The sequence below is a fragment of the Chloroflexus islandicus genome (assembly GCF_001650695.1).
In the GTDB taxonomy this organism is placed as follows: Bacteria; Chloroflexota; Chloroflexia; order Chloroflexales; family Chloroflexaceae; genus Chloroflexus; species Chloroflexus islandicus.
On the sequence record NZ_LWQS01000044.1, the window covers coordinates 19,720 to 45,420 of the forward strand.

At 60.6% G+C, this 25,701-nt stretch carries 23 protein-coding genes; 11 read left to right on the plus strand and 12 right to left on the minus strand.

Annotation, left to right across the window (positions count from 1 at the left end; genetic code table 11):
- Positions 1–289: 289 nt before the first annotated feature.
- The 3 genes from A6A03_RS07395 (at position 290) to erpA (ending at position 2,899) form a co-directional block, all read left to right on the plus strand.
- Positions 290–502, plus strand: coding sequence for a cytochrome c oxidase subunit II (locus A6A03_RS07395; protein ID WP_066785712.1), 213 nt, complete (start codon positions 290–292; stop codon positions 500–502).
- Between the two features lie 72 nt (positions 503–574).
- Complete coding sequence (locus A6A03_RS07400) at positions 575–2,338, plus strand: heme o synthase (protein ID WP_066785715.1); 1,764 nt, start codon at positions 575–577, stop codon at positions 2,336–2,338.
- Between the two features lie 114 nt (positions 2,339–2,452).
- A complete protein-coding gene (gene erpA / locus A6A03_RS07405; RefSeq protein WP_066785717.1) occupies positions 2,453–2,899 on the plus strand; it encodes an iron-sulfur cluster insertion protein ErpA in 447 nt (148 codons plus the stop codon).
- A gap of 185 nt (positions 2,900–3,084) precedes the next feature.
- Here erpA and A6A03_RS07410 read toward each other — a convergent pair whose 3' ends face one another.
- A complete protein-coding gene (locus tag A6A03_RS07410) occupies positions 3,085–3,717 on the minus strand; it encodes an FmdE family protein (RefSeq protein ID WP_066785720.1) in 633 nt (210 codons plus the stop codon).
- A 152-nt stretch (positions 3,718–3,869) separates the two neighbouring features.
- Between A6A03_RS07410 and A6A03_RS07415 the strand changes: the two genes are divergently transcribed.
- On the plus strand, positions 3,870–4,826 hold the full coding sequence (locus A6A03_RS07415; RefSeq protein WP_066785722.1) for a bile acid:sodium symporter: 957 nt from the start codon (positions 3,870–3,872) through the stop codon (positions 4,824–4,826).
- A gap of 137 nt (positions 4,827–4,963) precedes the next feature.
- On the opposite strand, the gene A6A03_RS07420 is transcribed toward A6A03_RS07415, so the two are convergent.
- From A6A03_RS07420 to A6A03_RS07440, 5 genes are all read right to left on the minus strand, one after another.
- On the minus strand, positions 4,964–5,614 hold the full coding sequence (locus tag A6A03_RS07420) for a DUF4276 family protein (protein WP_066785725.1): 651 nt from the start codon (positions 5,612–5,614) through the stop codon (positions 4,964–4,966).
- Positions 5,611–7,083: an AAA family ATPase gene (locus A6A03_RS07425; RefSeq protein WP_066785727.1), complete on the minus strand. Its 1,473-nt coding sequence runs from the start codon at positions 7,081–7,083 to the stop codon at positions 5,611–5,613. Before A6A03_RS07425 ends, A6A03_RS07420 begins: the two co-directional genes overlap by 4 nt.
- Before the next feature lie 659 nt (positions 7,084–7,742).
- On the minus strand, positions 7,743–9,044 hold the full coding sequence (gene arsJ / locus A6A03_RS07430) for an organoarsenical effux MFS transporter ArsJ (protein ID WP_066785733.1): 1,302 nt from the start codon (positions 9,042–9,044) through the stop codon (positions 7,743–7,745).
- Positions 9,041–10,048, minus strand: coding sequence for an ArsJ-associated glyceraldehyde-3-phosphate dehydrogenase (locus A6A03_RS07435; RefSeq protein WP_066785735.1), 1,008 nt, complete (start codon positions 10,046–10,048; stop codon positions 9,041–9,043). Before A6A03_RS07435 ends, arsJ begins: the two co-directional genes overlap by 4 nt.
- Positions 10,049–10,288: 240 nt before the next feature.
- Positions 10,289–10,588, minus strand: a complete 300-nt coding sequence (locus A6A03_RS07440) for a nucleotidyltransferase family protein (protein WP_066785738.1) — start codon at positions 10,586–10,588, stop codon at positions 10,289–10,291.
- Positions 10,589–10,754: 166 nt separating this feature from the next.
- Here A6A03_RS07440 and minC point away from each other — a divergent pair, with 166 nt between their 5' ends.
- The 6 genes from minC (at position 10,755) to A6A03_RS07470 (ending at position 17,196) form a co-directional block, all read left to right on the plus strand.
- The gene (gene minC / locus A6A03_RS07445) at positions 10,755–11,417 is read left to right on the plus strand and encodes a septum site-determining protein MinC (protein ID WP_245668885.1); all 663 of its coding nucleotides are present in this window, start codon (positions 10,755–10,757) and stop codon (positions 11,415–11,417) included.
- Between the two features lie 9 nt (positions 11,418–11,426).
- Positions 11,427–12,227 (plus strand): septum site-determining protein MinD, encoded by an 801-nt coding sequence (gene minD, locus A6A03_RS07450; protein ID WP_066785744.1) that lies wholly within the window; start codon positions 11,427–11,429, stop codon positions 12,225–12,227.
- A gap of 15 nt (positions 12,228–12,242) precedes the next feature.
- Positions 12,243–12,518 carry a cell division topological specificity factor MinE gene (gene minE, locus A6A03_RS07455; RefSeq protein WP_066785746.1) on the plus strand — a complete coding sequence of 92 codons (276 nt, stop codon included), beginning with the start codon at positions 12,243–12,245 and terminating at the stop codon, positions 12,516–12,518.
- Positions 12,519–12,645: 127 nt separating this feature from the next.
- The gene (locus A6A03_RS07460) at positions 12,646–13,806 is read left to right on the plus strand and encodes an AI-2E family transporter (RefSeq protein ID WP_066785747.1); all 1,161 of its coding nucleotides are present in this window, start codon (positions 12,646–12,648) and stop codon (positions 13,804–13,806) included.
- A 4-nt stretch (positions 13,807–13,810) separates the two neighbouring features.
- Positions 13,811–15,217 carry a GTPase Era gene (gene era / locus A6A03_RS07465; protein WP_066785750.1) on the plus strand — a complete coding sequence of 469 codons (1,407 nt, stop codon included), beginning with the start codon at positions 13,811–13,813 and terminating at the stop codon, positions 15,215–15,217.
- 485 nt (positions 15,218–15,702) lie between these two features.
- Positions 15,703–17,196: a serine/threonine-protein kinase gene (locus A6A03_RS07470; RefSeq protein WP_066785829.1), complete on the plus strand. Its 1,494-nt coding sequence runs from the start codon at positions 15,703–15,705 to the stop codon at positions 17,194–17,196.
- 63 nt (positions 17,197–17,259) lie between these two features.
- Here the strand turns inward: A6A03_RS07470 and acs are convergent, their stop codons facing one another.
- From acs to A6A03_RS07490, 4 genes are all read right to left on the minus strand, one after another.
- Positions 17,260–19,194 carry an acetate--CoA ligase gene (gene acs, locus A6A03_RS07475; RefSeq protein ID WP_066785755.1) on the minus strand — a complete coding sequence of 645 codons (1,935 nt, stop codon included), beginning with the start codon at positions 19,192–19,194 and terminating at the stop codon, positions 17,260–17,262.
- 218 nt (positions 19,195–19,412) lie between these two features.
- On the minus strand, positions 19,413–21,311 hold the full coding sequence (gene prpE / locus A6A03_RS07480) for a propionate--CoA ligase (protein WP_066785758.1): 1,899 nt from the start codon (positions 21,309–21,311) through the stop codon (positions 19,413–19,415).
- A 258-nt stretch (positions 21,312–21,569) separates the two neighbouring features.
- A complete protein-coding gene (locus A6A03_RS07485) occupies positions 21,570–22,373 on the minus strand; it encodes a universal stress protein (protein ID WP_066785762.1) in 804 nt (267 codons plus the stop codon).
- 56 nt (positions 22,374–22,429) lie between these two features.
- Positions 22,430–23,590 (minus strand): hypothetical protein, encoded by a 1,161-nt coding sequence (locus tag A6A03_RS07490; RefSeq protein WP_172812289.1) that lies wholly within the window; start codon positions 23,588–23,590, stop codon positions 22,430–22,432.
- A gap of 97 nt (positions 23,591–23,687) precedes the next feature.
- Between A6A03_RS07490 and A6A03_RS07495 the strand changes: the two genes are divergently transcribed.
- A complete protein-coding gene (locus tag A6A03_RS07495) occupies positions 23,688–24,176 on the plus strand; it encodes an MOSC domain-containing protein (RefSeq protein ID WP_066785764.1) in 489 nt (162 codons plus the stop codon).
- A gap of 62 nt (positions 24,177–24,238) precedes the next feature.
- Here A6A03_RS07495 and A6A03_RS07500 read toward each other — a convergent pair whose 3' ends face one another.
- Positions 24,239–25,111 (minus strand): universal stress protein, encoded by an 873-nt coding sequence (locus A6A03_RS07500; RefSeq protein WP_066785768.1) that lies wholly within the window; start codon positions 25,109–25,111, stop codon positions 24,239–24,241.
- Positions 25,112–25,136: 25 nt separating this feature from the next.
- A complete protein-coding gene (locus A6A03_RS07505; protein WP_066785774.1) occupies positions 25,137–25,613 on the minus strand; it encodes a Cif family virulence factor in 477 nt (158 codons plus the stop codon).
- Positions 25,614–25,701 lie beyond the last annotated feature (88 nt).

Here is a 25,701-nt window from a genome sequence, read left to right on the forward strand (position 1 = left end):
GGTTCGGTGCGAGCAGCGCGTATCCGCGCGCAATGAACCGAATCTCCATGCTTCCTGTCCTCTCTGCTGTCATATCACCTTACATCAGTGTGCAGCCCGTTGTCATGCTGTAACGCCGGGCTACCAGACTGATAGTTAACAGATCTCAACCAAGAAAACCGCATCACAGCGCCCTAAAACCCGTTTCGGTGTCGAAACGTTCATTGTTGGGATGGCAGGCGCATGGTATAATTCCGCCAGTGTCATTCTCGTGAAAGAATCCACGAAATATCATTGGTTGAGGATTACAATGTTCGCATGGTTCATCTTCTGGGTAACAGCAATCATTGCAGTCGGCGGGCAAATTCCCCTGATCGTGGCAGCATGGCGCTTGTATCGCCAACCTTCGGCAGCGCCGGCCAATGTGCCGCGCAGCGATGGCCGGGCCGATCTCGGCTGGACGCTGGTAACGGCGGTGGGGACGCTCGCGTTGTTCGTGGCGGCGTATGCGGCGTTGCCGTAGCGTGCATTTCAACAAAGCAAAACGGAATCATCCCTTGCAGTATTCTCTGATGTGAGCAGAGCGAGGATTAGTATGGCGGCTCGTCATCTCGCGCGAATCTTGTTAATTGGATTACTCCTAACCTTGGCGACAATCATTTCCGGCGCGCTGGTCACGATTTCGGCCAGCGCAACGGCCTGCCCGTCATGGCCGTTGTGCCTTGACGCCCTCAACGGCGAGGCGAATCCGCTGGTGTGGATTTCGCTCGGCCACCGCTTCATTGTCGCACTTGCGTTGCTGGCGGTGATTAGCAGTGCGTGGATGGTGTGGCGCGCACCGGAAACGAAGGGCGCGCCGCGGTGGACGGCGTTGGGCGCAGTGGCGCTCTTCTTGTTGCAGGCGCTGGCCGGCGCGCTGCTGGTCTGGGGCATGCCGGCGATGGTGGCCGATGTCTGGCATCTTACCGGCGCGCTGCTGGCATTCGGCGCGCAGACGCTCACTTTCTTGCTGGTGGTTGTGCCGGCCCAGCCGGCGACGGAGCGGCTGGCCGGAAGGGCGGCGCAAACCCAACGCCGGTTGCGCGGACTAGCGTCGTGGGGTGCGGCGGCGGCTGGCGTAGCAGCGTTGGCAATTGGCGCGCGCAGCGTGGCGCCAGAGATTGAGATGGCGGTGGCGTTGCCGGCCAATAGCGTGGGCGCGTTGGGCTTTGCGGCGGCGCTGACCGGGTGGATGGCGGTTGAAGCGCGCCGGCGGCTGCAGCCGGCTGCCCAAACCTCGGCGGCGGCACTGGCCTTGCCGCGCTATAGCCCGCTCTTGCCGGCGCTGGCCCTCGTGGCGCTGGCCGGTTTGTTCCTGCCTGCTGGCGGCCATCTGCTCAGCCTGACCGCAGCGGCGCTGCTCTGGGCCGGTGCGCTGGCGGCAATTGTCGTGTTGCAGCGCGCGCCGCTGACCTTCACGACCACCACTGATGTTGCTCGTCCCACCCCGAAATGGCGCGAGGTGGTGGCCGATTACATCAGCCTGACCAAGCCCAAGGTGATCTCGCTGTTGCTGGTGACGACGCTGACCACGATGTTTATCACCGAGGCCGGACTGCCATCGTGGTGGCTGGTGCTGTGGACGATGATCGGCGGTTATTTGGCGGCAGGCGGGGCCGGTGCGATCAACTGCGCCTTCGATAGCGACATCGACGTGAATATGGGCCGCACCAGCCGCCGGCCAGTGCCGAGCGGGCGGATCTCAGCGCGGGCCGCATTCATCTTCGGCGCCATTCTCAGCGTGTTGTCGCTCATCGTGCTCTGGGTCTTTGCGACGCCGTTAGCCGCTTTCTTTGCCTTCCTCGGCATCATCTACTACGCCTACTTCTACACCAGCGTGCTCAAGCGCAGCACGTGGCAGAATATCATCATCGGCGGAGGGGCCGGCGCCATTCCGCCTCTCGTGGGTTGGACGGCGGTGACCGGTTCGGTGAGCCTGATGGCGGTGGTGTTGTTTGCGATCATCTTCTACTGGACGCCGCCGCACTTTTGGGCTTTGGCGCTGGTGAAGCAGAAGGATTACGCTCGCGCCGGGGTGCCGATGTTGCCGGTGGTGGCCGGCGAGGCTGAAACGCGCTGGCAGATTTTGGTCTATTCGGCGATTATGCTGGCGGTGTCGCTGCTGCCGGTGGCGATCGGCGCCATGAGCTGGATCTACCTCGCTGGGGCGCTGCTGTTCGGTCTGCGCTTTATGCGCGATGCGTGGGCAGTGTGGAAGGTGGGCGATCAGGCGGCGATTTGGGGCTTGTACAAGTATTCGCTGCTCTATCTGGCGCTGCTGTTCGCAGTGATGGTGGCTGACCGGTTGATCCTTGGGTAAGGAACCGGTTTACGAAAGCTGCGGCTAGCAATTTGCGCCGACATGGTGTATACTTCATCTATCGAAGGAGAAGGCCGCTCTGGCGGCTGCGTAGTACGGTCAAGGAGTTCGTCCATGACGATGATTGGTGTCAATCAGATTGGTGTGCAATCGGCCACCCCGCAACCGCTGTTGATGATCAGCGAAGCGGCTTCCACTCGCCTGCTCAAGATGATGCAGGAAAAACAACTTGAGGGTTATGCCCTGCGCGTGTTCGTCGCCGGTGGCGGCTGTTCGGGCCTCCAGTACGGCATGACCTTCGATGATGAAGTGCGCGAGGGTGACAACGAGTTCTACGCCGGCGACCTGCGCGTGCTGGTCGATCCGATTAGCGCCAACTATTTGATGGGTGCGTCGATCGATTTTGTCGATACGCTGATGGGTGGCGGCTTCAAGATTGATAACCCGAACGCGGTGTCGTCGTGCGGTTGCGGCCATTCGTTCCGCGCCCGCGATACCGATTACAGCGAGGATGACGACGACGCGCCGGTTGGCGGCGGCTGCGGCACCTGCGGGTATTGATGCCATCCGTTCCATGTAGAGCCGCACGGCCGTGCGGCTTTACCAATGACTCGCGAGGTGATGTGTGATGTTGGCCCGTTACGCATGCCTTCGCGGGTTTTGCTGTGGAGCCGCACGGCCGTGCGGCTCTACATATTGATCGCCCGCGCAGGTGCGGCATCATGGAGCCGCACAGCCGTGCGGCTTTACGTGTTATCGGCGGTGTAATATCGATCGCCTGCGCAGGTGCGGCATACCGTTTGCCCGTCACGCATGACCTCGCGGGCATTGATGATCTCTTCGCCACAACGATCGCATACGGTGCGGATGCCGTTGCGGCTAATGATTGCCTTCAGGTCAACGGTCAAGGTGACGGGTTGGGCCACGAGCAGATCGGTCACCGGCATCAGTTGGTAGGCGATCAGATAGGAATGCCAGCGGCTGCGCGCGTCGGGTGCGTACCGCCGCGCCCGTTCGCGTGAGTCGGGCCGGGGGGCGATCCGGATCGCCCGTCCGGTCTGGCTGTCAACGAACGTGGCCGCGACTTTGCCTTCATCAACGAGGCGCATCGTGCGCCGGCCTAGCCAGCACCCCGTTGCGACACTGACCCCGTCGGCAAAACAGCCATCTGTCTCAACAAAGACGTACAGCCGTTTGTTGGTTTGCGGCAGCGCCAAGCCCAACAACTCGCCGGCGTACATGCCCATCCGTGCCCCCAACACCTGCCGCGGGCAGAGGTGGCGGTGCATCGCCGATGAACGCTGCAACAATTCGCCCAACGGATCGGGGGCGATCAGCCATTGCAGTGAAGCGGTGTCAAACTGCTCGTTAACCGTCACGATTGTCCTCCGTCCCTCACCCCTCCCTTTCCCCCCATTGGCGAAGAGAGAGTCGCTGCCGTGGGTGAGGTGTGTTATCCGGTTGCGTTGTTTTGTAATATGAGTGTTATGATAGCAGATACAGGCTGGCTCTTCTATACCAAATCATCATCATGGCTATCACTCCGCTCGAACGCTACCAAGCCCTGATCTACCTGATCGCGATCGCTGCCGGTCTGGTGGTTGGCCAGCAATGGCCGACGATCGGGCCAATCGCCGACCAAGTCCTCTGGCCGTTGCTGGCGCTGCTGCTCACCGTCACCTTCCTCCAGATTCCGCTGCTGCATCTGCGCGAAGCGTTGGTTGACCGCCAACTAGTGACGCTGTTATTTATCGGTAATTTCGTGGTGATTCCAGTGGTGGTCTGGCTCTTGCTGCACTGGCTGCCGCCGGAAGCGGCGCTGCGGCTAGGGGTGGCGCTGGTGTTGCTGGTTCCCTGTACCGATTGGTTCATCGCCTTTTGCCATCTCGGCGGCGGCGATACGGCGCGGGCCTTGGCGGTGACGCCGCTGTTGCTGATCGTCCAAGGCGCGTTGTTGCCGCTCTACCTCTGGCTGATGCTCGACGCGGCGACGCTCGATCTGGTGGCCGGTTTGAATCTCTGGCCGGCGCTGCTGATTATTTTTGTCCCGCTGGTGGTGGCGCTGCTCGGCGAGCGTTGGCTCGAAGCGCGGCCCGAACGGCAGGTTTGGCGGCAACGCAGCGCCGCGCTGACCGTGCCGCTGTTGGCGCTGGTGGTCGGCGCGATTGCGACCGCGCAGGCGCCGGCAGCGTTAGCGGCACTGGCCGTCTTGCCGGTGGTGACGCCGGTGTTTTTCGCCTTTCTGCTGTTCGCGGCGGCGCTGGCCCGCCTGCTGGCCGGGTTGGGCCGCTTGCCGGCGCGGCGCGGTAGGGTGTTGCTGTTTAGTTTCAGCACCCGCAACTCGTTTGTGGTGCTGCCGCTGGCGCTTAGCTTGCCGCCGGGGTGGGAGGCGACGGCGCTGGTGATTGTGGTGCAGGCGCTGGTCGAGCTGATCGGCATGGCGGTGATGGTGTGGGCCGGGCCGCGCTGGGTGATGCGCGCAGGGTGAGGGGGGCTACCATGCGGACTGCCGCCGAGGACGCCGAGGACGCAGGGGGGAGTTCTTACCGCCAAGGACGCAGAGGGCGCAGGGGGAATTTCTTACCGCAGAGGACGCAGGGGTAGGTCAGTCATCAGAATGGCTTTCTAACCTTGTGCTGCTTTTCCCCACCCCGCTGCTGTCACCGCTTGCTGAACATCTCGCTCGAGCGCTTGAAAGGCCGGCAATCTGCGTAATGGCGAGAAGTCATCGATCAATTCAGCTACGCGCTGTACGCGCTCGTGTACTGGGAACTGGGCGAGACGGCGGCCATGTAATCCGCTGGCTTGTTTAAGACAATCGTGCAAGATCTGTTTTGGGTCGGGTATGTCTTCAAGCGTAGACAGTTGCGGTAGCTGCAGCCGTGCGCGTGATTGCCGATTGCCGGCTGCCTGCTTAATGGCGGCTTCATCGAATAGCAGCCACGCCTCGGTCATTCGTACCGGTACCACACAAATTTCTTTTGGCGTTCGTAGATCTGGAGGTATACGCGCTAGTGCGCGCTGGATCTCGTCGATGCGTCGTTGGCGTGGTTCGCGTTCGGCATCACGGTGAATGAAGAGTATGTCGCAAGGATAAAGCGCTAGCGCCTTCTGCAACCGATCGGCCAGCGAGGGGTGGCGTGGCAGTCTCACCCGGCTGAGATCGGCCCATTGCGGTTGCACTTCGGTAACGCCATGGTTGCCGAGAAGCCATGTAAGAATCGGAATCAACGCGGCATCTGAACTGCCATCGCTGACGAGCGTAACTCTGATCATGTTGCTTCAAATAGTGGCAGGTAAGGTTGCAAATCCGAACGCTCGGTTATGCGTACACGGCGCACCGTGGGATGGCTCGCATCGCTAGCGGGCGTTACGCTGATCGGGTTGAGATAGGCGAGCAAGTCGCCACGCACTACTGGTTCTATTGTTGGATTGGCCTCGTTGCGCCATGTATCTGGCAGTCCGCGAAATTGGGCAATGCGAGTCACTACGCCATTGTGCGATCGATTGTACAGCGCAGCGACCAGCAGCTCATCATCGTACATCTGGCTAACAACAACCGGCGAATGGGTGTTGATGATTACTTGGCGGAGCGGATTGTCGATGCCCGCTTCGTAATGAGGATCAACGGCTATATCGCGCAGCAACCGCAACATCGCCGGGATGCGCGCAGGATGAATGCCGTTTTCCGGCTCTTCGAGGCAAATTAGGCCGGTTTCGCGCGGATCGAGCGCGAGGACGGCAAGCGCCAAAAAGCGCAGCGTGCCATCGGAAAGGGCGCGTGCTGGCAGGGTTGTACCGCTGTGATCGGTCACTTCTAAGGTCAACAATTGGCGCTGCTCGTCGCGATCGATCCGGATCGATCGCACGTGCTCAACCAATTCAGACAATCGGTTGGCTAGCTCATCAAGGATTGCTTCACCGGAATGAGTGCTCGGAGGTGGGGCATATGCCAAGTAGTTCAGCGTAGCCGGAATATGCGCACCGTTCATGCTGAGCCGCGCTGGAGCGGTGATTTCGTCAGGCCGGCGTAATGCAGATGGTTCGAGTTGGAGGAGGCGCCATGACTGCATTTCGCGGCGGGCGAGCAGCGTCGTTGGGCTTTCGGTTGCATTCGCCGATGAAAGAACCGTGCGGGGCAGGGTTTCCGCCAGATATTCGCGTGGTCTTCCGGCAGCGCCTTCCTGATGCAATTTGATCAGCCGTTTACCATCTTTTTCCTGCGTTGAAATAAACTGCCCTGTGCGCCGGCCTTTAACAACCGAACGTCGCCATGCCGGTGAGTGGGGGAAATGCAGATGTTTGGCTGCATCACCAATGTTAATGTGGGATAATTCCTCGGCTAGAATTTCGAGCCCTTCGATGGCAGTACGGCTCTCCGATCGCCGGTAGCCAAGGACTAATCGGTAACGTAGAAAGGTGATCGATGCTCTTGCCGGTTGGCCGAGGTCGTCAGTGCCTTCAGGCGGGATGATCATTTCCGCCTCAAAGGTCATCTGCTCGGCGAAACGGTTGCCAGCGCGGTGAAAAAGGTGGCGTACATCGGTGGCTCGACCGCCTTCTGCACGCACAGCCATTGCGGCATCAAGCAACGTGTGGTCAGCCAGTTTGCTCAGAAACTGGATCGCGTCAAACAGGTTCGACTTGCCGGCACCGTTAGCCCCAGCGATACAGGTAAAGGGGCCAAACGACACATCAACATCGACGAGATTTTTGAACCCCGATACTTTAAGGCGTGTAAGCATCGGTATACTTCCGTTGTGAGACCTTGCCGTGATGACTTTCATTGTAGCACGAGAGATGCTACCGTGTTGGAATGACACTCCGCCCTTGGCAGCGACGAGGTGTCGCAAGGGGGCAAGGGTGGGATAACCTCTCTGCGCCCTCTTGAGGGGCGGACAGCACGCATGAGCGCAGATGTGGTTGATAGCTTTGAGATGCTCTGTTTCGCCCTCACCCCCAGCCCCTCTCCCACTAGCGCGGGAGAGGGGAGTATAGAGCCGGACTTTGAGGCATCGCACAGCGATCAACGGTTGTGCTCGGTCACATATTCTGTCCGTCCCTCAACACTGGCGCGGGAGAGGGGAGCGCAGCGCCGGGCTTTGAGGCATCGTACAGCGATCAACGGTTGCACTCGGTCAAATGTTTTGTCCGTCCCTCAACTTCGCTCTCCGCACCCTCTGCGGTAAAAAACCTCTGCGTTCTTGGAGATCAGCCCATTCGCACTGTCGAACACGCGGAGGACGCACAGGCAGGTAAAACCCTCGGCGCCCTCCGCGGTAACAAACCTCTGCGTCCTCTTGGCGGGGAGCCGCACGGCCGTGCGGCTCTACAGCGCCCTCCGCGCTCTCTGCGGTAAAAAACCTTCGTCTTCTGCGGTAAACAAACCTCTGCGGTCAGCAGGCTACTCTCCCGCGACTTTCCACGCGCCAGTCACGACCCGCGCCGGCGCCGGCAGCCGGATCGAGAGCAACCCGGCCAGCACGACGAACACCGCCGATGCCCAAAGGCAGGCGATCAGGCCGTCGTAGCGGCCAAGCTGCATCCCCCATTGGTAGAGCGCGCCTGATAAGACGGTGCCGGCGAGCCGGCCCAGCGCATTAGCCATGTAGTAAAAGCCAACGTTCATCGCGACTTTGGCGTCATCAGCGTAGGCGAGAATGAGGTAGCTATGCACCGCCGAGTTGAGCGCAAACACAACGCCAAAGGCGAGCAGGCCGCCGGCCACCGCGAGCGTGGGGGCAAGTCCGGCGCTCAGCGCCAGCGCGATGCCTGCCGGAAAGGCAGCCAGCGCAAAGGCCAGCCACATCGCGGTGCGTCCGTCAGGCGCGCGCGCCCCCGCCACTCGCCGCCGGATGAGCGCCGGAGTGGCGGCTTGCACAAAACCATAGCCGATCGTCCACGCGGCCATAAAGCCGCCGGCCAGCCAGAAATCCCAGCCGAGCACGGTGATGAAAAAGACCGGCAAGCCAACCACAAACCAGACATCACGCGCACCAAAGAGGAAGATGCGCGCCGCGGCCAGCAGGTTCACCGCCCGGTTGGGTGAAAACATCTGCTTAAACTTCGCCTTCTTATCGGCAGTTCCCAGATCACCGCTGATCGCGCTGACCGCACCGATCAGCGCCGCCAGCACCAGCGCCGCCAGAATCAGCAGCGCCGTCTGAAAGCCGAGCAGGCTGAGCAGCAGCGCACCCACAAAGAAGCCCAACCCCTTCATCGCGTTCTTCGATCCGGTCAGCACACTCACCCAACGGTAGAGCTGGCCTTCGCCCTCGCCCGCCACCAGTTTCACCGCGCTCTTCGACGACATCTTGGTCAGGTCCTTGGCGATGCCCGACAACGCTTGCGCCGCCATCACGTAAGGCACGACCAGCAACGACGGCGGCGCGAAGGCCAGCATGCTTAGCGCGACCAACTGGGTGGCCAAACCGAGAAAGAGCGTCGTCTTCAGGCCGAAGCGCGCGCCGAGGTAGCCGCCAAACAGATTGGTGATCACGCCAAAGATTTCGTAGAACAGAAAGAGCGATGCGACCGCAAACGGCGAATAGCCAAGCTGGGCAAAATAGAACAGCACCAGCATCCGGATCGCGCCGTCGGTGAGGGTATCGGCCCAGTAGGCCGCTGTCACCAACAGATAATTGCGCCGGTCAGCGCGCCGCTGTTCGGCGGTGACGGCCACGCTCGCAGATTGGACTGGTTTCATAGCGCCATTGCCACCTTTCGCGCTAGTTCCACATACCGGTTCGCGTAGCCCCACTCATTGTCGTACCACGCATAAATCTTCACCTGCGTGCCATCAGTCACCATCGTACACAGCGAATCGACAATCGCCGAATGGGGATCGGTGACAAAATCGATCGACACCAGCGGGCGCGTCTCGTAGGCCAAAATGCCCTTCAGCGGGCCTTCGGCGGCGGCGCGCAGCAAGCCATTCACTTCGGCGACAGTGGTAGGCCGCGCCATCTCAAACACACAATCGGTCAGTGAAGCGTTGAGCAACGGCACGCGCACGGCCTGCCCATCAAGCTTGCCCTGCAATTCAGGGAAAATCAGCCCAATCGCCGTAGCCGAACCGGTCGTCGTCGGTACCAGCGATAAGCTCGATGCCCGCGCCCGCCGTAAATCTTTGTGCGGCTGGTCATGCACGCTCTGGGTATTGGTCGAGCTATGGATCGTGGTGATCATACCGTGGCGGATGCCGATCCCCTCGTGGATCACCTTCACGATTGGCGCCAAACAATTGGTTGTACACGAAGCCGCCGTCAACAGATGGTGGCGGGCCGGATCGTACCAATGATCGTTCACGCCCATCACAATATTCAGCGCCTCACCCTTCACCGGCGCTGCCACAATCACCTTCTTGACGCCAGCGGCGAAATAGGCCGCCAACTGCTCAGGGGTGCGAAACTTCCCCGTCGCTTCGAGCACAATCTCGACCCCGGCGGCGGCCCACGGCACTGCGCCGGGGTCTTTGATCTGGCTATAGCCGACCGGTTTGCCGTCAATCACCAACTGCGCGCCCTCACCATGCGCCTCGTGCGGCCAACGCCCATGCACCGAGTCAAAGGTGAGCAAATGCGCCGCTACCGCCGCATCACCGCCGATCTCATTGATATGGGCAAACTCCAATTCCGGCCACCCCCACGCCGCCCGCAATGCCAACCGCCCGATCCGGCCAAACCCGTTGATCCCAACCCGCACCGCCATAGCACCCTCCTGATTTATATCAATCGCCATTGATATTATACTCGATGCGAAGCGAAAAAGGAACCCTGCCGGGTAGTGCGAGGGGAAGGTGGCGCTATTGATCCAACGGTGCAGTTTTTGCCTCAGTACAATGTGCTTACACCCAAGCACACCCGCTGCGATCTGCTGCGTGCAGGGGGAAGTATGCAGTTTAAGGTATGGGAGATTGCTTCGCCGCCGATATTGGCTCGCAATGACTGCTTACCCTGCATAGATAACCTGCTCTTCGCGCAGGATCGTCTCACGCAGCAACGACTTCACACCACTGCGCGGCACGAGATCAACAGGTCTGCCGATCAGGCCTGCCAATTCGCGTGCCATCTGGCTGAGGGTAAGGAAGCCTACCGCTGCATCCGGCTCGAATTCGACCAGCAGATCGATATCGCTATCTGGCCAGAAATCTGCGCGGAGCGCCGAGCCAAAGAGCGACAGCCAGCGTACCTGATTGCGGCGACAGAAAGCAGCGAGTTCGGTTTGGGGAAACGTTATCTGGTTCAGCATCATCATTGCCTGTTATGGAAGATTGTCCGCTTATAGTAGCATTATCCATGACCACTCCTTTCCTCTCTGCGCTCTGTAAGCAAAATCCCCGCCAAAGAGCGCGACAACACGCGCTAGCTATGCTATAATTTCTCACAATCATACGTTCTATATTGGTAGTATGGCCATGAGCGACTTGATCACGATAAAAGGCAGCCGCGACGGGCTACGGCTTCGTTTAGACGCCAACGCTGCATGGCCGGAATTGCTCAGCCGGCTGGATCATCATCTAGGCGAACGGCGCGGCTTTTTTCACGGCGCCAGCTTGGTGATCGATCTGGGTGAGCGTGAGGTGTCGCCGGCGCAGCTCGATGAGATGTTAGCGCTCATTCGCCAGCATGGGGTGCAGGCCACCGCGATCGATTCGTCAGAGCGGGCTACGCGGGCGGCGGCGCGAGCGGTGGGGTTGGCGGCGCGCCCGTTGCCGCGCTACCCCGAACCGATGCCAACGGTTGAGGCCGAAGCGCTGATGGTCATGCGCACGTTGCGTTCGGGGCAGGTGCTGCGCCATACCGGCCATATTACCTTGATTGGCGATGTCAATCCGGGGGCCGAAGTGATTGCCGGCGGGAGCGTGGTCGTTTGGGGCCGGTTGCGCGGCTTGGTGCATGCCGGCGCGCTCGGTGATCAGAGCGCCATTATCTGCGCGCTCGAATTGACGCCGACCCAGTTACGGATTGCCGATCTGATTGCGCGCGCGCCTGATCGCGATAAGGTGAGCCGTCCAGAGTTTGCGCGGGTGGTGGCCGGCGAGATCGTGGTTGATGGATGGGAATCGTTCAAGCGTTAGCGGGGTGCTATGGGGCGAGTCATTACCGTCACTTCGGGCAAAGGGGGCGTTGGCAAGACGACGACCACTGCAAATCTAGGCACGGCGCTGGCGATGCGCGGGGCGCGCGTCGCGGTGGTAGATGCCGATATTGGCCTGCGAAACCTTGACGTAGTGATGGGGCTCGAAAACCGCATCGTCTACGATCTGGTGGATGTGGTCGAGGGCCGGGCACGGTTGCGGCAGGCGTTGATTAAAGATAAGCGGTTGCCTGAGTTGTGCCTGTTGCCCGCCGCGCAGACGCGGGATAAAGACGCGGTGAACGCGCAGCAGATGATCGATCTGACCAACCAACTGCGCCATGATTTTGATTTTGTACTGATCGATAGCCCGGCGGGGATCGAGTCCGGTTTTCGCAATGCGATCGCCGGCGCCGATGAGGTGATTATCGTCACCACGCCTGAAGTGTCGGCGGTGCGCGATGCCGACCGGATTGTCGGGCTGGTGGAAGCGGCTGAGAAAGGCCCGCCTTCATTGGTGATTAACCGGATCAAGCCGCGCCTCGTCAGCCGGGGCGAGATGTTGTCGGTGGAAGATGTGCTGGAATTGTTGGCCATCTCGCTGCTCGGCATCGTTCCTGAAGACGAGACGATTGTGATTGCGACCAACCGCGGCGAGGCGGCGGTCTACGATACCAATTCGCTCGCTGGGCGTGCCTATATCAATATCGCCCAACGCTTAGCCGGCGAAGATGTGCCGGTGATGGCGATCCCTGATCAGCAGGGGATGCTTGAACGGCTGCTCGGCTTGTTCGGGCGGCGGCGGACATAGCGGAAAGGAGAGCCTGTGTCGTTTCTGAACGGCCTTTTCGGTCGAAAACGCGACTCGAGCGCCGAACTGGCCAAGCAACGGCTGTTGACGGTGCTGATCGACGACCGCTATAAATTAACGCCTGAAATGATGGCGCAGATGAAAGCCGATCTGGCGGAAGTGTTGAAGCGCTATTTGCCGGCGATCGATGCCGAACAGATCGAGGTGACGCTCAGCCGGGGCGAAGCTCACGATCTGCTCAAGGCCGATGTGCCGCTCCGCCGCGCGCCCGATAGCCATCCAAACCGCTAGGCGTCGTTCGCTGTTACCGTTATAATGAAGGGCGACGAATCACAGCATCTGTGATTCGTTCGCCCGTTTCATGTCGTAGGCGGGTGCTGCTATATCCGTGCAGTGTTGCATCGTCTAGGAAATCGCCATGGATGCCGAATCTCGCCCAATCCGGTTTTCGTACCAAGCGAAATGGATCAGCAGCGCCATCGTGGTGGCGCTGGCAATGTTGTTGTTGATGGGAGTAACCCATATTTTGCCGCCGTTTATCGGCGCGATTATTACCGCGTATTTGTTTAATCCGCTGATTGGCTGGTTGCATCGCCGCACCCGGATTGGGCGCGCAATCTGGATTGTTGTGCTGTATATTGTGGCCGGGTTTGCGCTCTACAGCCTGTTTACCGCGCTGTGGCCGCGCATTGTGCAGCAGAGCCGCGATTTGGCCGCGAATGCGCCGGCGATTGTTCGTGAGTTGACGATTTTCTTTGAGCAGAATCAGTCGGTGAACGTTGGTGATTTTGTGATTAGCCTCGCTCCGCTTGAGGCGCAAGTGATTAGTTTAGTGCGCGATGTGGCCGGTTGGTTGAGCGGCAATGTGCCCAAGATTGTCTTTTCGGCCCTCGAAAGTGTGATTTATCTGTTGGTGTATTTGATTATTACGTTTTATTTGTTGTTGCAAGCGCCGCAATTGAAAGCATGGGCGCGCAATTTGATTCCGGCGCCGTACCGGCGCGAGATTGGCCACCTCGGCTATCAGATCGATCGGGTGTTCAGCGCCTATATTCGCGGCCAATTGATTTTGATCGTGATTATGTCGGTGCTGCTCTACATCCCGCTCTCGATTTTGCAGGTGCCGTATGCGCTGGTGATTGCGGTCGCTTCGGGTGTGCTCGAAATTTTGCCGATTATCGGGCCGTGGTCGGCGGCTGGGATTGCCATGACGGTGGCGCTCTTCCAGCCGGTGACGCCGTTTGGCCTCTCGAATGTGGCGCTGGCGGTGTTGCTTGGTATCATCTATTTCGTCTTGCGCCAGATCGAAGACCATTTCATCATTCCCAATGTCATGGGGCCGCTGGTGCGCCTGCATCCGGGAGTGGTGATTTTTGCCATTTTGGCTGGCGGCGCGCTGGCCGGTGCGTTTGGTCTGTTTATCTCGATCCCGATTGCGGCTGTGATCCGGATTTTGCTCAGTTATATCTACCGGAAGTTGACCGATCAGCCCGAACCGCCATGTGACGCCGATCATCCGCTGGTAACGGCCCAACCCGAACCGGCGACCGGCGAAGTGGCGCTCGGTTCACAAGGATGACGCGATGAAGTATTGTTCGCTTGATAACGACGCCGGCACGCTCTACTTCTACTTTCTCGATCTGGAAGCGGGACAGGTGGCGGGGATGATGGAATACCCCGCTCACCTGCTGCTCGATGCGCAGGGGGCAATCTTCGGCTGCCGGATCGATCTTGACGATGAGGTTATTCTCAGCCAGCTTGAGCTGGCGCTGGACGGGCCGTACAATTGGCTCGATGGCCAATACGGCCACCTCTATATCCGCATGGCCGATGAAGAGCCGGCTGAGGTGGTAGATCTGGACGAAACGGCGGTGCTCGATCTCGACGCCGGTGATCTGGTGGTCGGCGTCGAGCTGATGTTGCCTGAGGAATGGCGCACGCCGGAACGCTTGGCCCGGCTGGCCCCGCTGTTGGTGCCGTTCGACGATGAGCCGGTGGCTGGCGAAGGGCCGGTGGTGTTTGGGCCGCCGGCGATAGTGGATGAGGCTGCAGCCGAGGAAGCCGTCCCGCCGGAGCTGGCTGCCATCCCGCCTGAGCAGTGGCGTTCCGGCTTCGTTGCGCTAGTCGGTAAGCCGAATGTCGGTAAGAGCACCCTGCTCAATGCGTTGCTGGGGGAAAAAGTCGCGATAGTCTCACCCCGTCCGCAAACGACGCGAGTGCCGGTGCGCGGCATCCTCACCCGGCCGGGTGAGCAGATTATCTTCATCGACACGCCCGGCATTCACGAGCCGGATCACCGGCTGGGCAAGCTGATGGTCGAATTGGCCGAGCGCACCTTGCCCAATGCCGATGTGATCTGCTTTATGGTTGACATCAGCCAGCCGCCGAGCAAGCTCGACCGTATGATTGCGCAGCAGGTGCAGCGCGCGCGCGGGCATAAGCTGCTGGTGCTCAACAAAGTCGACCAGAAGCCGCGCCAACCCGGCGCTGATTATTTGCCTGCTTACCGCGAACTGGGTGAGTGGGACATGGAGATTGCGATCTCGGCTTACCGCCGGCTGGGGTTGGCTGCGTTGCTGAGCGAGATTAGCGCGCGCTTACCAGCAGGCCCGCCGCTCTACCCGCTCGACCAGATCACCGACCAAAACGAGCAGCAACTGGCCGCCGAGTTTGTGCGCGAAAAGGCGCTCTTCTACCTGCAACAAGAGGTGCCGCACGCGATCGCGATTGAGGTCGAGGAGTGGATCGAGAAGGAGACGGCTACCTATATCCGCATGACGATTAATGTCGAAAAAGAGAGCCAAAAGGGCATCCTGATCGGCGCCGGTGGTGGTATGCTGAAGAAGATTGGCAGCGCTGCCCGTTCCTCGATTGAGCGGATGCTGGGCCGGCCCGTCTTTCTCGATTTGTGGGTCAAGGTGCGCCCGAACTGGCGCGATGATCCGTCGGCGTTAGGATGGTTGGGGTATCGAGCGAAGAATTTTCTGTAGTTGGGTGCAACCGAGAGTGGGTGTCTTGACGAGTGTTCGTTGCCGGCGCACGCAAGTGTGGCTTGGCTCATCGCCTGCGAAGGTATGCTACGATAAGCGTGAGTACGGTTGGACACGTTGCGCTGATTGGCTGTGCGTTGGCGGCAGCGAATCCTATGAGATATGGAGTGTGGCAGTTTGACTGCCGCACTCCACAATGGCCTATCGGAGATGAAAGGCGGCAGTGTGACTGCCACACTCCACAAGCGCCTATGAGAGATGGCATGCGGCAATTGACTGCCGCACTGCAAAAAAGAGGCTATCTCGCCCTCGCGTAGTGATGCTCACTTGGTCGCCGCACGCTGCAATGATGCGGGATCAGCACACCATGCAACTTTGCCGCCGGCAATTGCGTATGATCGGTTAGATTGGCGAAAGATTGTACCGCAAGGCACACTGCACCCATGGCAACCCGCCGCTCGCCCGCTGCTACAACCCGGAGTGATATGGCTGAGGTGACTGAAATCCTCTGCCCAATCTGCCATAAGCCCAACCTGCGGCGGGCCCGGTTTTGCCAGCACTGCGGCCACGATGTGGTGCTGAACAACGATCAGCCTACCGATCATCGCCGCTATGTGATTACCCGGATCATCAAGCGCGGCGGGCAGGGGGCAGTCTACGAGGGCATCGATCAAGACGGCAACGTCTATGCGATCAAAGAGATGCTCGACCGCTTCGCCGACCCCAACGAGCGGGCCGAAGCAGTGGCCCGGTTTAATGCCGAGGCGGAGTTGTTGCAGCAGTTGCGCCACCCGCGCATTCCCCGCGTCTACAGCCACTTCACCGATGAGGGCCGCCACTATCTGACGATGGATTTCATTCGCGGCGAGGATCTTGAACAGATCATCGAGCGCGAAGGTCGCATCGACGAGCAGCGGGTATTGCGCTGGGCCGATGAGATTTGCGACGTGTTGGGCTATCTGCACGGCAAAGGGCTGATCTACCGCGATATGAAGCCCTCGAACGTGATGATCGAGCCGAGCGGCGATGTCAAGTTGATCGACTTCGGGATTGCCAAGGTGTTTAAGCCCACCGAACGCGGCACGCAGATCGGCACGCCGGGGTACGCGCCGCCTGAGCAGTATCAGGGGTTGGCGACGCCGCAGTCGGACATTTATGCCTTGGCGGCGACGTTGCACCACCTGCTGACCGGGCGCGATCCGACCAAAGAGATGCCGTTTTCGTTTCCGCCGGCCCGCGCGCTGGTGCCGGGGATCTCTGAGCGCACCAGCGCCGCGCTGGAAAAGGCGTTGCAAAAAGTAGCCAACGATCGCTTCACCACAATGGCGGAGTTTCGAGCAGCGTTGATCCCGCGCGCGCAGCCGCAACCGGCCCAAGTGCGGGTGGCCCCGCCAGCGGCAGCGCCTGCGCCGGCGCGACCAGCCGCGCCGGCGCCACCGCCAGCGACACGACCGGCAACGCCAGCGCCACCGCCAGCGACGCGACCGGTTACGCCACCCGCACCGCCGCCTACACGACCGGCAACGCCGCCGCCAGCGATACCGTCAATGCCGGTTGCTTCCCCCAAGCCGGTTCACCGCCCGATTGGGCAGATGATCGCGGCGCTCTTCTTGCTGGGGTTGATTGCGCTTACCTTGTTGAGCGCGTATGTGGTGGCAACCCGGCCAGCTTGGGCCGAGCCGTTCATTGCGCCGATCCTCGACGGCGGCAGCCAGCCGGCGCCGTTGACCGGCCAACTGCAAACGATTGAATATGATCTTGAAGTGACCGTCCCGGCGGGGAGTGATGAGCAAGCGGTGCGCGAGGCGTTCCGGCAAGCGTATCGCGAACAGGTGCAACGCGAGTACGGTGTGAATGCGCAGATTAATCCAAACGCACCGATCAGCTACGTTGGCCAACCGCTACAAGTGGGTGAAGCGAACGGGCAAGTCACGTACCGGGCGCGGTTGACGGGGCGGGTGTGGGTGCCGGGGCCGTAACGGTTGGGGTGACGTATGATGGCGGGGGCGGCGTATGCGCCGCCCCCGCTACGTTTCCGGTGTTTATTCCTCGAGGGTTGACACGTCGCCTTCGGGCAGGCCCAACGCGCGCGCCTTCAGCACGCGGCGCATAATCTTGCCCGACCGCGTCTTGGGCAGCGAGGTCACGAAGGTGATCGAGTCGGGGCGGGCAATCGGGCCAAGCTCGTGGCCGACATGCGCGCGCAGCTTCTCTTCCAGCTCGTGGCTCGGCTCGTGGCCGGCGCGCAGGATCACGAAGGCGTGGATCGCGTTGCCCTTCACCTCGTGCGGTAAGCCGATCGCCGCCGCCTCGGCCACGGCCGGGTGGCTGACCAGCGCGCTCTCGACCTCGGCGGTGCCCAGCCGGTAGCCCGACACCTTGATCACGTCGTCGAGGCGGCCAATCACCCAGATGTAGCCATCTTTGTCTTTGCGCGCGCTATCGCCAGCGGCGTAGTACGGCGGCACCTTCTGCCAGTAACCCTCCACATAGCGCTGCGGATCGTTCAACACCGTGCGCATCATGCCCGGCCACGGATTCTTAATCACCAACAGACCGTCCTCATCGGGGGCGCAGGGGGTGCCATCTTCATGCACCACATCAACATCAATCCCGAGGAACGGGCGGGTGGCCGAACCGGGCTTGAGCGGCACCGCCGGAGTCGGCGTAATCATAAAGTGGCCGGTCTCGGTCTGCCACCACGTATCCATAATTGGGCAGCGGCTCCCGCCAATCTTCTCGTAGAACCACTTCCACGCTTCGGGGTTAATCGGCTCGCCGACCGAACCGAGCAAGCGCAGTGTGCTGAGGTCGTGGCGCGAGGGCCAGAGGTCGCCAAAGCGCATCAGACCACGGATTGCGGTGGGGGCAGTGTAGAGGATGGTAATGCCGTGCTTGGCAACCATGCTCCACCAGCGATCGGGGTAGGGATAGTTGGGAGCGCCCTCGTACATAAACGAGGTAGCGCCATTGATCAGCGGCGCGTAGACGATAAACGAGTGGCCGGTGATCCAACCGGGGTCGGCGGCGCACCAGTAGCGATCTTCGTCTTTGATATCAAAGACGTACTTCAGTGCTGTATAAGTGCCGACCATATAGCCGCCGTGGGTATGCACCACACCCTTGGGCTTGCCGGTCGTGCCCGAGGTGTAGAGGATAAACAGCATATCCTCGGCATCCATCTGTTCGGTGGGGCAATAGCCGTTGGCGATCGGCAGCCCAAGCAGATCGTGCATCCAGAAGTCGCGGCCCTGTTCCATCGGCGCGCCGTGGTTGGTGTGGCGGAAGACAAGACAGGTCTGCACGGTGGGAGTGCGCGACAGCGCCTCGTTGACGATCTTCTTCAGCTCGACCACCTTGCCGCGCATATAGCCGCCGTCGGCGGTGATCAGCACCTTGCTCTTGGCGTCGGCCAAGCGGTCGGCGAGGGCCGCTTCCGAAAAGCCGCCGTAAACCACGCTGTGGGCCGCGCCGATCTTGGCGCAGGCCAGCATGCTGAACATCAGCTCAGGGATGCGGGGCATATAAATGGTGACAATATCGCCCTTCTTCACCCCCATGCTCTTCAGCACGTTGGCAATCCGCGACACTTCGTAGTTAAGCTGGTAATAGGAATAGGTGCGCTGGCTGCCATCTTCGCCTTCCCAAATCAGCGCCAGCTTATTCTTGCGCCATGTCTTGAGGTGACGGTCGATCGCGTTGTGAACAATATTGGTCTTGGCGCCAACAAACCACTTGTAGAAGGGCTTGTTGCTATCGTCAAGCACCTTCTCCCACGGCTGGAACCACTCCAGTTGGTTGGCCATATCGGCCCAGAACTCCTCGCGGTTCGCGATCGTCCACTGGTACAGCTCGTCGTAAGAGCTGAAGCCCTTGCTGCGGGCATAGGCCATCACGTTCGATTGCTCAACCAGCGCCGGATCGGGATAGTACATCTCGCTGGTGTCGGGCAGCGCCACATCGCGGGTCTCGGTCATGAGTCGAACCTCCTTGTTGCGTGTCTGCGCGGCAATGCGTTATCACAGCGGATACAACGATTATAGGCGGGGCCGCGCCGGCATGTCAAACCAATGCTATGTGGATATTTTCACGATAGCGAACAATTGTGAGCAGAGATTAAAGATCCGGTAAAGTTTTGCACAACCATCGTGCAGGCGCGCCACGCAACGCGATGCTGGGTGGCGCGCCGGAGCGACTAGAGATCGCCGCGCAGCATTTCGATCGCCTCGCGCACCATATCGACGGTGGCGTCGTCTTCGATTGTGCTCAGGTCGCCGATATTGTCGCCTTGGTACACGGCCCGGATAACGCGGCGCATAATCTTGCCCGACCGCGTCTTAGGCAGCATACTGACGAAGTGGACGGCTTTCGGCGTCGCGATTGGGCCGATCCGCTCGCGCACCAATTGCCGGATCTCGTTGGCGATGTCGTCTTGCATTTGCGGCGTGATGTGCTGCTTGAGCACCGCGACGACCAGCACATCTTCACCCTTCAGCTCATCGCGCACGCCGATCACACTCGCCTCAGCCACGGCTGGGTGGGCCGAGACCACCTCTTCGATCTCGCGGGTGCCGAGGCGGTGACCACTCACGTTGAGCACCTCATCGGCGCGGCCCAGCATGAACAGGTAGCCGTCCTCGTCTTCGATGGCGTAGTCGCCGGTCATATAGAGCAGCTTGTCTTTGAAATAGCCCCAATAGCCCTTCACAAACCGCTCATCGTCGTTCCACAAGGTGAGCAGGGTGCCGGGAGGCAACGGGCCGTGTTCGACGAGGAACCCCTTCTCGCCGGGTGGCACCCGGTTGCCGTCCGCGTCAACCACTTCGAGGCGATGGCCGAAGGCCGGCTTGGTCGGCGAACCGGGTTTAATCGGCAGCAGCTCGACGCCGACCGGGTTGGTCACCATCGGCCAGCCGCTTTCGGTCTGCCAGTAGTGGTCGATCACCGGTACACCGAGGGCTTGCGTTGCCCACTCGTAGGTCGGCGCATCGAGCGGTTCACCGGCGGCGTACAGAATCTTGAGCGAGCTAATGTCGGCGTCGCGCATCCACTGCTCGGGGAACTTGCGCAGCGCGCGCAGCGCCGTCGGCGCGGTGAAGACGTGGGTGACGCCGTACTTCTCGATCACCCGCCACCAGATGCCGGGATCGGGGTGATCAGGGCGGCCTTCGTAGACCACGGTGGGCACGCCTTTGAGCAACGGTGCGTAGACGATGTAGGAGTGGCCGACCACCCAACCGATGTCGCTCGTGCTCCAGAAGACATCGCCGTCGCCGCAGTTGTAGATGGTGCTCATGCTGGCGTAGAGCGCCACCATATAGCCGCCGGTATCGCGCACCACACCCTTGGGCTTGCCAGTGGTGCCAGAGGTGTACAGGATGTACGAAGGATCGGTGCTGGCCATGCGGGCCGGCTCAACGTACCGCTCGCCGCGCTTGGCGAGTTGCTCGTACCAATCGAGATCGCGTCCCTTCTTCAACTCGACCGGGATAATTCCGCGGTTGAGCACGAGCACATCACGCACGCTATCGACATTCGCTTCGTCGAGCGCCTTATCGACCACCTCTTTCAGCGGCACCGGCTGGCCCTTGCGCATCCCGGCATCGGCGGTGACGATCAACACCGGTTCGGCGTCATCGATGCGCGAAGCGAGCGATGTGACCGAGAAGCCGCCGAAGACCACCGAGTGGATGGCGCCAATGCGCACGCAGGCGAGCATCGCAAAGATCGCTTCGGGTACCATTGGCATGTAAATGATTACCCGATCGCCTTTACGCACGCCAAGGTTGTGGAACAGACCGGCCAGCCGGTTGACTTCGCGGTACAGCTCGAAGTAGGTGAGGGTGCGCGATTGTCCGGTCTCGGCGCTTTCCCAGATGATGGCGGCCTGCCCGCGCTTGCCGCCGAAGGCGTGGCGATCCACTGCGTTGTAGCAGAGATTCGTCTCGCCGCCGACAAACCAGCGCGTAAAGGGAGCGTTGCTGTTGTCGAGTACCTTATCCCATGGCTTATACCAGTGCAATTCAGCGGCGAATTCGGCCCAATATCCTTCGGGGTCTTCGATCGATCGGCGATAGACGGCTTCGTAGCCCACAGCGATCCTCCTCTGCGAGTGTACGCATCGTATGCGAGGGAGACAAATGGTTGCCTTATTATACCATCGCCGAGTCACAGACGGGTGACGCCAAAAACGTATTGGGTGCAATTGCTCATTGAGAAACCACAACGATGGTTGTTGGGGTGATACAACCTCTTAATAGTCTAGGAAATACCGTTGTTGTTTTTATGACCCTTTTCCCAACCCTACCCGCTGAGGTTCTCGTCCTTGCGCCGGGCAGTTTGATGCGATGGGTTAGATCACGAGCACCGGAATCGGGCAGCGATCGATCAAATCGCGAGTCACGTCTTGCAACGACAAGCGCTGGAGCAGGCCTAGCCAGCTTCCTGCCGGCGTAGTTGGCGCGAGGGAGGCCTGATGGCTGCCGATCACCAGCAGGTCGTACTGGTGGCATGCGGCCAGTATGGTCTCTTCAACCAGTCCATACACCACCTCTAAGCGCGCAGTCGCCCCTTGGTCGTTGATGGCGGCCACCAAGCGTTGTAAGGTGGCTGCTGTGGTTTCGTCGCGGGGCGGCGCTTCGGTGAACCCATCGAAATAGACCACTTCCTGCGACGTCACGTGCAGTACCGTCACCTCGGCTTGGCACGCGCGCGCCAATTGGCTGACCAGCGGCACGCAGCGTAGCGACTGCTCGCCGCCGGCGCTGGCGGCCACGATCCGGCGGATGGGCGTGACCCGGCCATACACACGCAAAAACGGGATGGGGAGCGAACCGAGCAGGCTGAACTCGAGTTGCCGCCGGCGCCAGCTCATGGGGGTGGTGTGGGCAGCGAAGGCCGGTACGAGCAGCAGATCAGGTCGCTCGTTGGCAATCGCAGTGAGGATGGCAGCGGCGAAGTTGTCACCCTGACACCAACGGCGCAACTGGATCGCTGGTGCGGGTTGGATCTGCGCGATAGCGTCATCGATCGTCGTTGCTTCGCTCACCGGCGCGATGAGGGTCAAGCGTTCAGCTAACGCGGTGATGAGCGGTGCGGCAAAGCTGAGCAGCTCGGCGCGCTGCAAGCTGGTTCCGGCGTAGAGCGCAAGGTGCATAGGCATTCTCTATCGTGGGAAGGCGGGAACGCGGCGCTTGGCGACTCCCTGCTTCCCTATCTCACAAACAACAGCAAGAGCGGTACGATCAACATGACTCCTAAAAAACCGATCAGGCGCGGCGTAGAGTTGACAATCCATTCTTGCAAGCCGAGCAACGCGCGCGCGAACGGGCGATAGAACAAGAGCAAGGCCAGCAGGGAAAAGAAGGCAACGCAGAGCATTTCAACCAGCACAATCGTAAATGCGGCGGCGCCGCCAACGATGAGTGCAGCGACTAGCGTATCAATAAAAGTGGTGATGTTTGCTCCCATAATGTAGGGCAACGCATTCTCGCGCCGGATGATGCCGCGCACCGTGAGCGGCACCAGCATTGACAGCGACACTGATACCGAGAGGGTGAACGAGGTGATGGCAGCGCCGAGCAGAAACATGGCCCATGGCCGGTAGAGCAATTGGCCAGCTTTGCCAAAGACCGTCTGCCCGCCGGGTATGTTGGGAATCGCGCGGTCGAGCAGGCTAAAGGCGCCGAGCAACGCTAGTGCGCCTACAATCAACAACGACCATTCCGGCAAGATGCTGGCCAAGATCGCCACGATTGGGTCAACCACCAGATCGATCACCGAGCTGAGCGGGCTCTCGGCACTGGCTGAAATGATTCCCACCCATTGCGAACTGAGCAGCCAGTACCCCAAAGCCAGCGCCGGCAGATAGATGGCTGCCGGCGTCAGCAGCGCCAGCACGCCAATCGAGACGCTGGCGGCGCGCCGGTGGCCGCGCAGATGGTACAGAAAGCCGACGAAGAGGACAATGAACGAAGCCCCCAGCCGCGAACCGGTGATCATCGTAAAGGTTTGCAGCCCGTCGATCGTGCCTGAAGCAAAAAACGCGACCGCGACCGCGGCCACCGGCGAACCGCTGAGAAAGATATAGGCGAGCAACCAGCCAAAGCCGAGCGCACTGGCAGTTGAAGAGATATCAAGCCATGCGATTAGCGTTCTGCCGTAGCCGGCAGCGCCGCGCTTGAGTAATTCGAGCGCCAGTACAAAGACCAATAACCCCATGAGGGCAAAGACGGCTCGTTGGGTTACGGCCCGCCAACGCGGTTGAGCCATGGCCGGATCGGCTTCGCGGAGTTCCAGCGGGCTGGCAGCCGTTGGCTCGGTGAGCGCGGTGGCGGTTGGCGGAGTTGGTTTACGAGGTGGCGAAGGTTCCATACAAGTGTTTCCTTAGCCGGCAAACGGTTGGCGTGGAATAGCGTTGGTAATCTGGTATGATAGCCGATAGTCATCTGTTTGAGAAGAGGTGAATGCCATGACATCAGCCAACGTGCAGGGTCGAGTCGTGCAGATTAACGTCAATCCCAACGGGGGCGTGCCCAAGCATCCGGTGCCTGCCGCCGAAATCACGATCGATGGCGTGCGCGGCGATCGCCAGCGTGATCGCGAGCACCATGGCGGCCCGCGGCGCGCCGTCTCGCTCTATTCCGCCGAGCGGATTGCGGCGCTGCAAGCCGAAGGCCATCCCATCGCGCCGGGCACAACCGGCGAAAATCTGACCATTAGCGGTCTCGATTGGGATCAACTGGCGATCGGTGACCGCTTGCTGATCGGTTCGTGGGTTGAACTCGAAATTACCGACTACACCACGCCATGCAACACGATCGCCGGTTCGTTTCAACGCGGCTGGTTCAGCCGGATCAGCCAGCGTCTCTACCCCGGCTGGAGCCGGCTCTATGCGCGGGTGATCAGCGAAGGCGAGGTGCGGGTGGGTGATCCGGTGATCCACCTGCGTGCCAGATGATACGGGGGGCATACGGCGTATGCCCCTACCGTATGCCCTTGCGGATACGTCGCAGCAGGCGCCTACGGGCGCACGGCCAACACTGGGATCGGGCTGGCGCGAATGACCTTGTCGGCGGTGCTGCCGACCATGATTCGTTGCCAACCACCTTGCCCGCGGGTCGCCAATGCAATCGCATCGACCTGCAACTCACGGCTGAGGGTGAGCAACGCGCGCGCCGGTTGTTCGGCAGCGCCAACCGCAATATCGGCAGGAACGCCTTGCGCTTCAAGCCGGTTGGCGATCTCTTGCAAATACGCCTCGATCTGCTGTTTCTGCTCGGCATCGCTCGGCTCATCACTGCGCCGGCGACGTGCCATTACCCGCGCTAGGATGAGCCGTGCTCCATCGAGCGATGCTAACGCTTGGGCATGCGGCAACACCTGCTCAGAGAGCGCAGAGCCATCGAGCGGCACGAGGATGCGGCGCAGTGGTTGGGCGGCTCGTTGGGCCGGTTCACCCGGTCGCATCAACCAGAGCGGCGTATGCGTCATCCGCAGGAGTGATTCGGCCACGCTGCCGAGCCAAAAGTGTTCAAACCCGCTCCAGCCATGGGTCGTCATCACGATCAGGTTGGCCTGAATCGCTTGGGCGTGCGCGGCTAAGGTCTCGGCGATCTCGCCTTCGAGCAGGGTCGTTACCGTATGAATGCCCTGCATCACCGGCGCGGCGGCAATCTGTTCGAGGTAAAACTGCTCGTGCTGGGTAGCCAGCGATTGCAATTCGGCATCAATGATCGGCAACGTCTCGATCACGATTGGCGTCAGGGAATTGGGGTAATGGACATGCACCAGATGCACGGTTGCATGCACCGCGCGCGCCAGCCGGGCAGCGGCGGCCAAGGCCTGCTCGCCAACCGGCGAGCCGTCAAGCGGAACGAGAATGGTACGAAACATGGCGCGCCTCCTTATGCCGGTAATCTTAGCGAAAATCGATCCGGATCAATCGCCATTGGTCGTTCTCTTTTTGCAATCGGGCCGAAAACGCTTGGGTCGAACCATCAGCGTAGTTCAACTGGCCGGCAATCTCAGCGGTTGTGCCTTCGACATCGCTCTTGATATTGAAACTTCTGAGTGAAACGCTGCTGACTTCGCGGAAGAGTTGGCGGTTGCCAAACAACCGTTCCAAATCGTTACGTGAAACGACGCTCTGCGCGGAGTCGGCGAAGAGGGCGAGCGCCGCATCGGTATCGTTGCGCCTGCCGGTCTCCATAAACTGCGTGATCACCTGCTCGATCGCCTGCGTTTCTCCCATCACCCCAGTGAAGAGGCGCCAGCCGCCGAAGACAAACAGGCCGCAACAGAGCGTGATGGTGAGCACGATGATCGCCACGCCGATCAATACCCAACGTTTCCATCCGGTCGATTGCGGTTGGGTGGGGGAGGGATAGACCGTCATGCCAGACTCCTGCATCCACGCGATCGTTAATTGTATGATAGCAAACCGCTGGCAGCCGTCTAGAGCATGTTCACGAATTGTTAGGCGG

Bases quoted from the DNA above. Each gene is read 5' to 3' on its own strand.
- A6A03_RS07395 (WP_066785712.1), top strand. From the start codon at position 290: ATGTTCGCATGGTTCATCTTCTGGGTAACAGCAATCATTGCAGTCGGC.
- A6A03_RS07400 (WP_066785715.1), top strand. From the start codon at position 575: ATGGCGGCTCGTCATCTCGCGCGAATCTTGTTAATTGGATTACTCCTA.
- erpA (WP_066785717.1), top strand. From the start codon at position 2,453: ATGACGATGATTGGTGTCAATCAGATTGGTGTGCAATCGGCCACCCCG.
- A6A03_RS07415 (WP_066785722.1), top strand. From the start codon at position 3,870: ATGGCTATCACTCCGCTCGAACGCTACCAAGCCCTGATCTACCTGATC.
- A6A03_RS07420 (WP_066785725.1), bottom strand. From the start codon at position 5,614: ATGATCAGAGTTACGCTCGTCAGCGATGGCAGTTCAGATGCCGCGTTG.
- A6A03_RS07425 (WP_066785727.1), bottom strand. From the start codon at position 7,083: ATGCTTACACGCCTTAAAGTATCGGGGTTCAAAAATCTCGTCGATGTT.
- arsJ (WP_066785733.1), bottom strand. From the start codon at position 9,044: ATGAAACCAGTCCAATCTGCGAGCGTGGCCGTCACCGCCGAACAGCGG.
- A6A03_RS07435 (WP_066785735.1), bottom strand. From the start codon at position 10,048: ATGGCGGTGCGGGTTGGGATCAACGGGTTTGGCCGGATCGGGCGGTTG.
- A6A03_RS07440 (WP_066785738.1), bottom strand. From the start codon at position 10,588: ATGCTGAACCAGATAACGTTTCCCCAAACCGAACTCGCTGCTTTCTGT.
- minC (WP_245668885.1), top strand. From the start codon at position 10,755: ATGAGCGACTTGATCACGATAAAAGGCAGCCGCGACGGGCTACGGCTT.
- minD (WP_066785744.1), top strand. From the start codon at position 11,427: ATGGGGCGAGTCATTACCGTCACTTCGGGCAAAGGGGGCGTTGGCAAG.
- A6A03_RS07460 (WP_066785747.1), top strand. From the start codon at position 12,646: ATGGATGCCGAATCTCGCCCAATCCGGTTTTCGTACCAAGCGAAATGG.
- era (WP_066785750.1), top strand. From the start codon at position 13,811: ATGAAGTATTGTTCGCTTGATAACGACGCCGGCACGCTCTACTTCTAC.
- A6A03_RS07470 (WP_066785829.1), top strand. From the start codon at position 15,703: ATGGCTGAGGTGACTGAAATCCTCTGCCCAATCTGCCATAAGCCCAAC.
- acs (WP_066785755.1), bottom strand. From the start codon at position 19,194: ATGACCGAGACCCGCGATGTGGCGCTGCCCGACACCAGCGAGATGTAC.
- A6A03_RS07485 (WP_066785762.1), bottom strand. From the start codon at position 22,373: ATGCACCTTGCGCTCTACGCCGGAACCAGCTTGCAGCGCGCCGAGCTG.
- A6A03_RS07490 (WP_172812289.1), bottom strand. From the start codon at position 23,590: ATGGAACCTTCGCCACCTCGTAAACCAACTCCGCCAACCGCCACCGCG.
- A6A03_RS07495 (WP_066785764.1), top strand. From the start codon at position 23,688: ATGACATCAGCCAACGTGCAGGGTCGAGTCGTGCAGATTAACGTCAAT.
- A6A03_RS07500 (WP_066785768.1), bottom strand. From the start codon at position 25,111: ATGTTTCGTACCATTCTCGTTCCGCTTGACGGCTCGCCGGTTGGCGAG.
- A6A03_RS07505 (WP_066785774.1), bottom strand. From the start codon at position 25,613: ATGACGGTCTATCCCTCCCCCACCCAACCGCAATCGACCGGATGGAAA.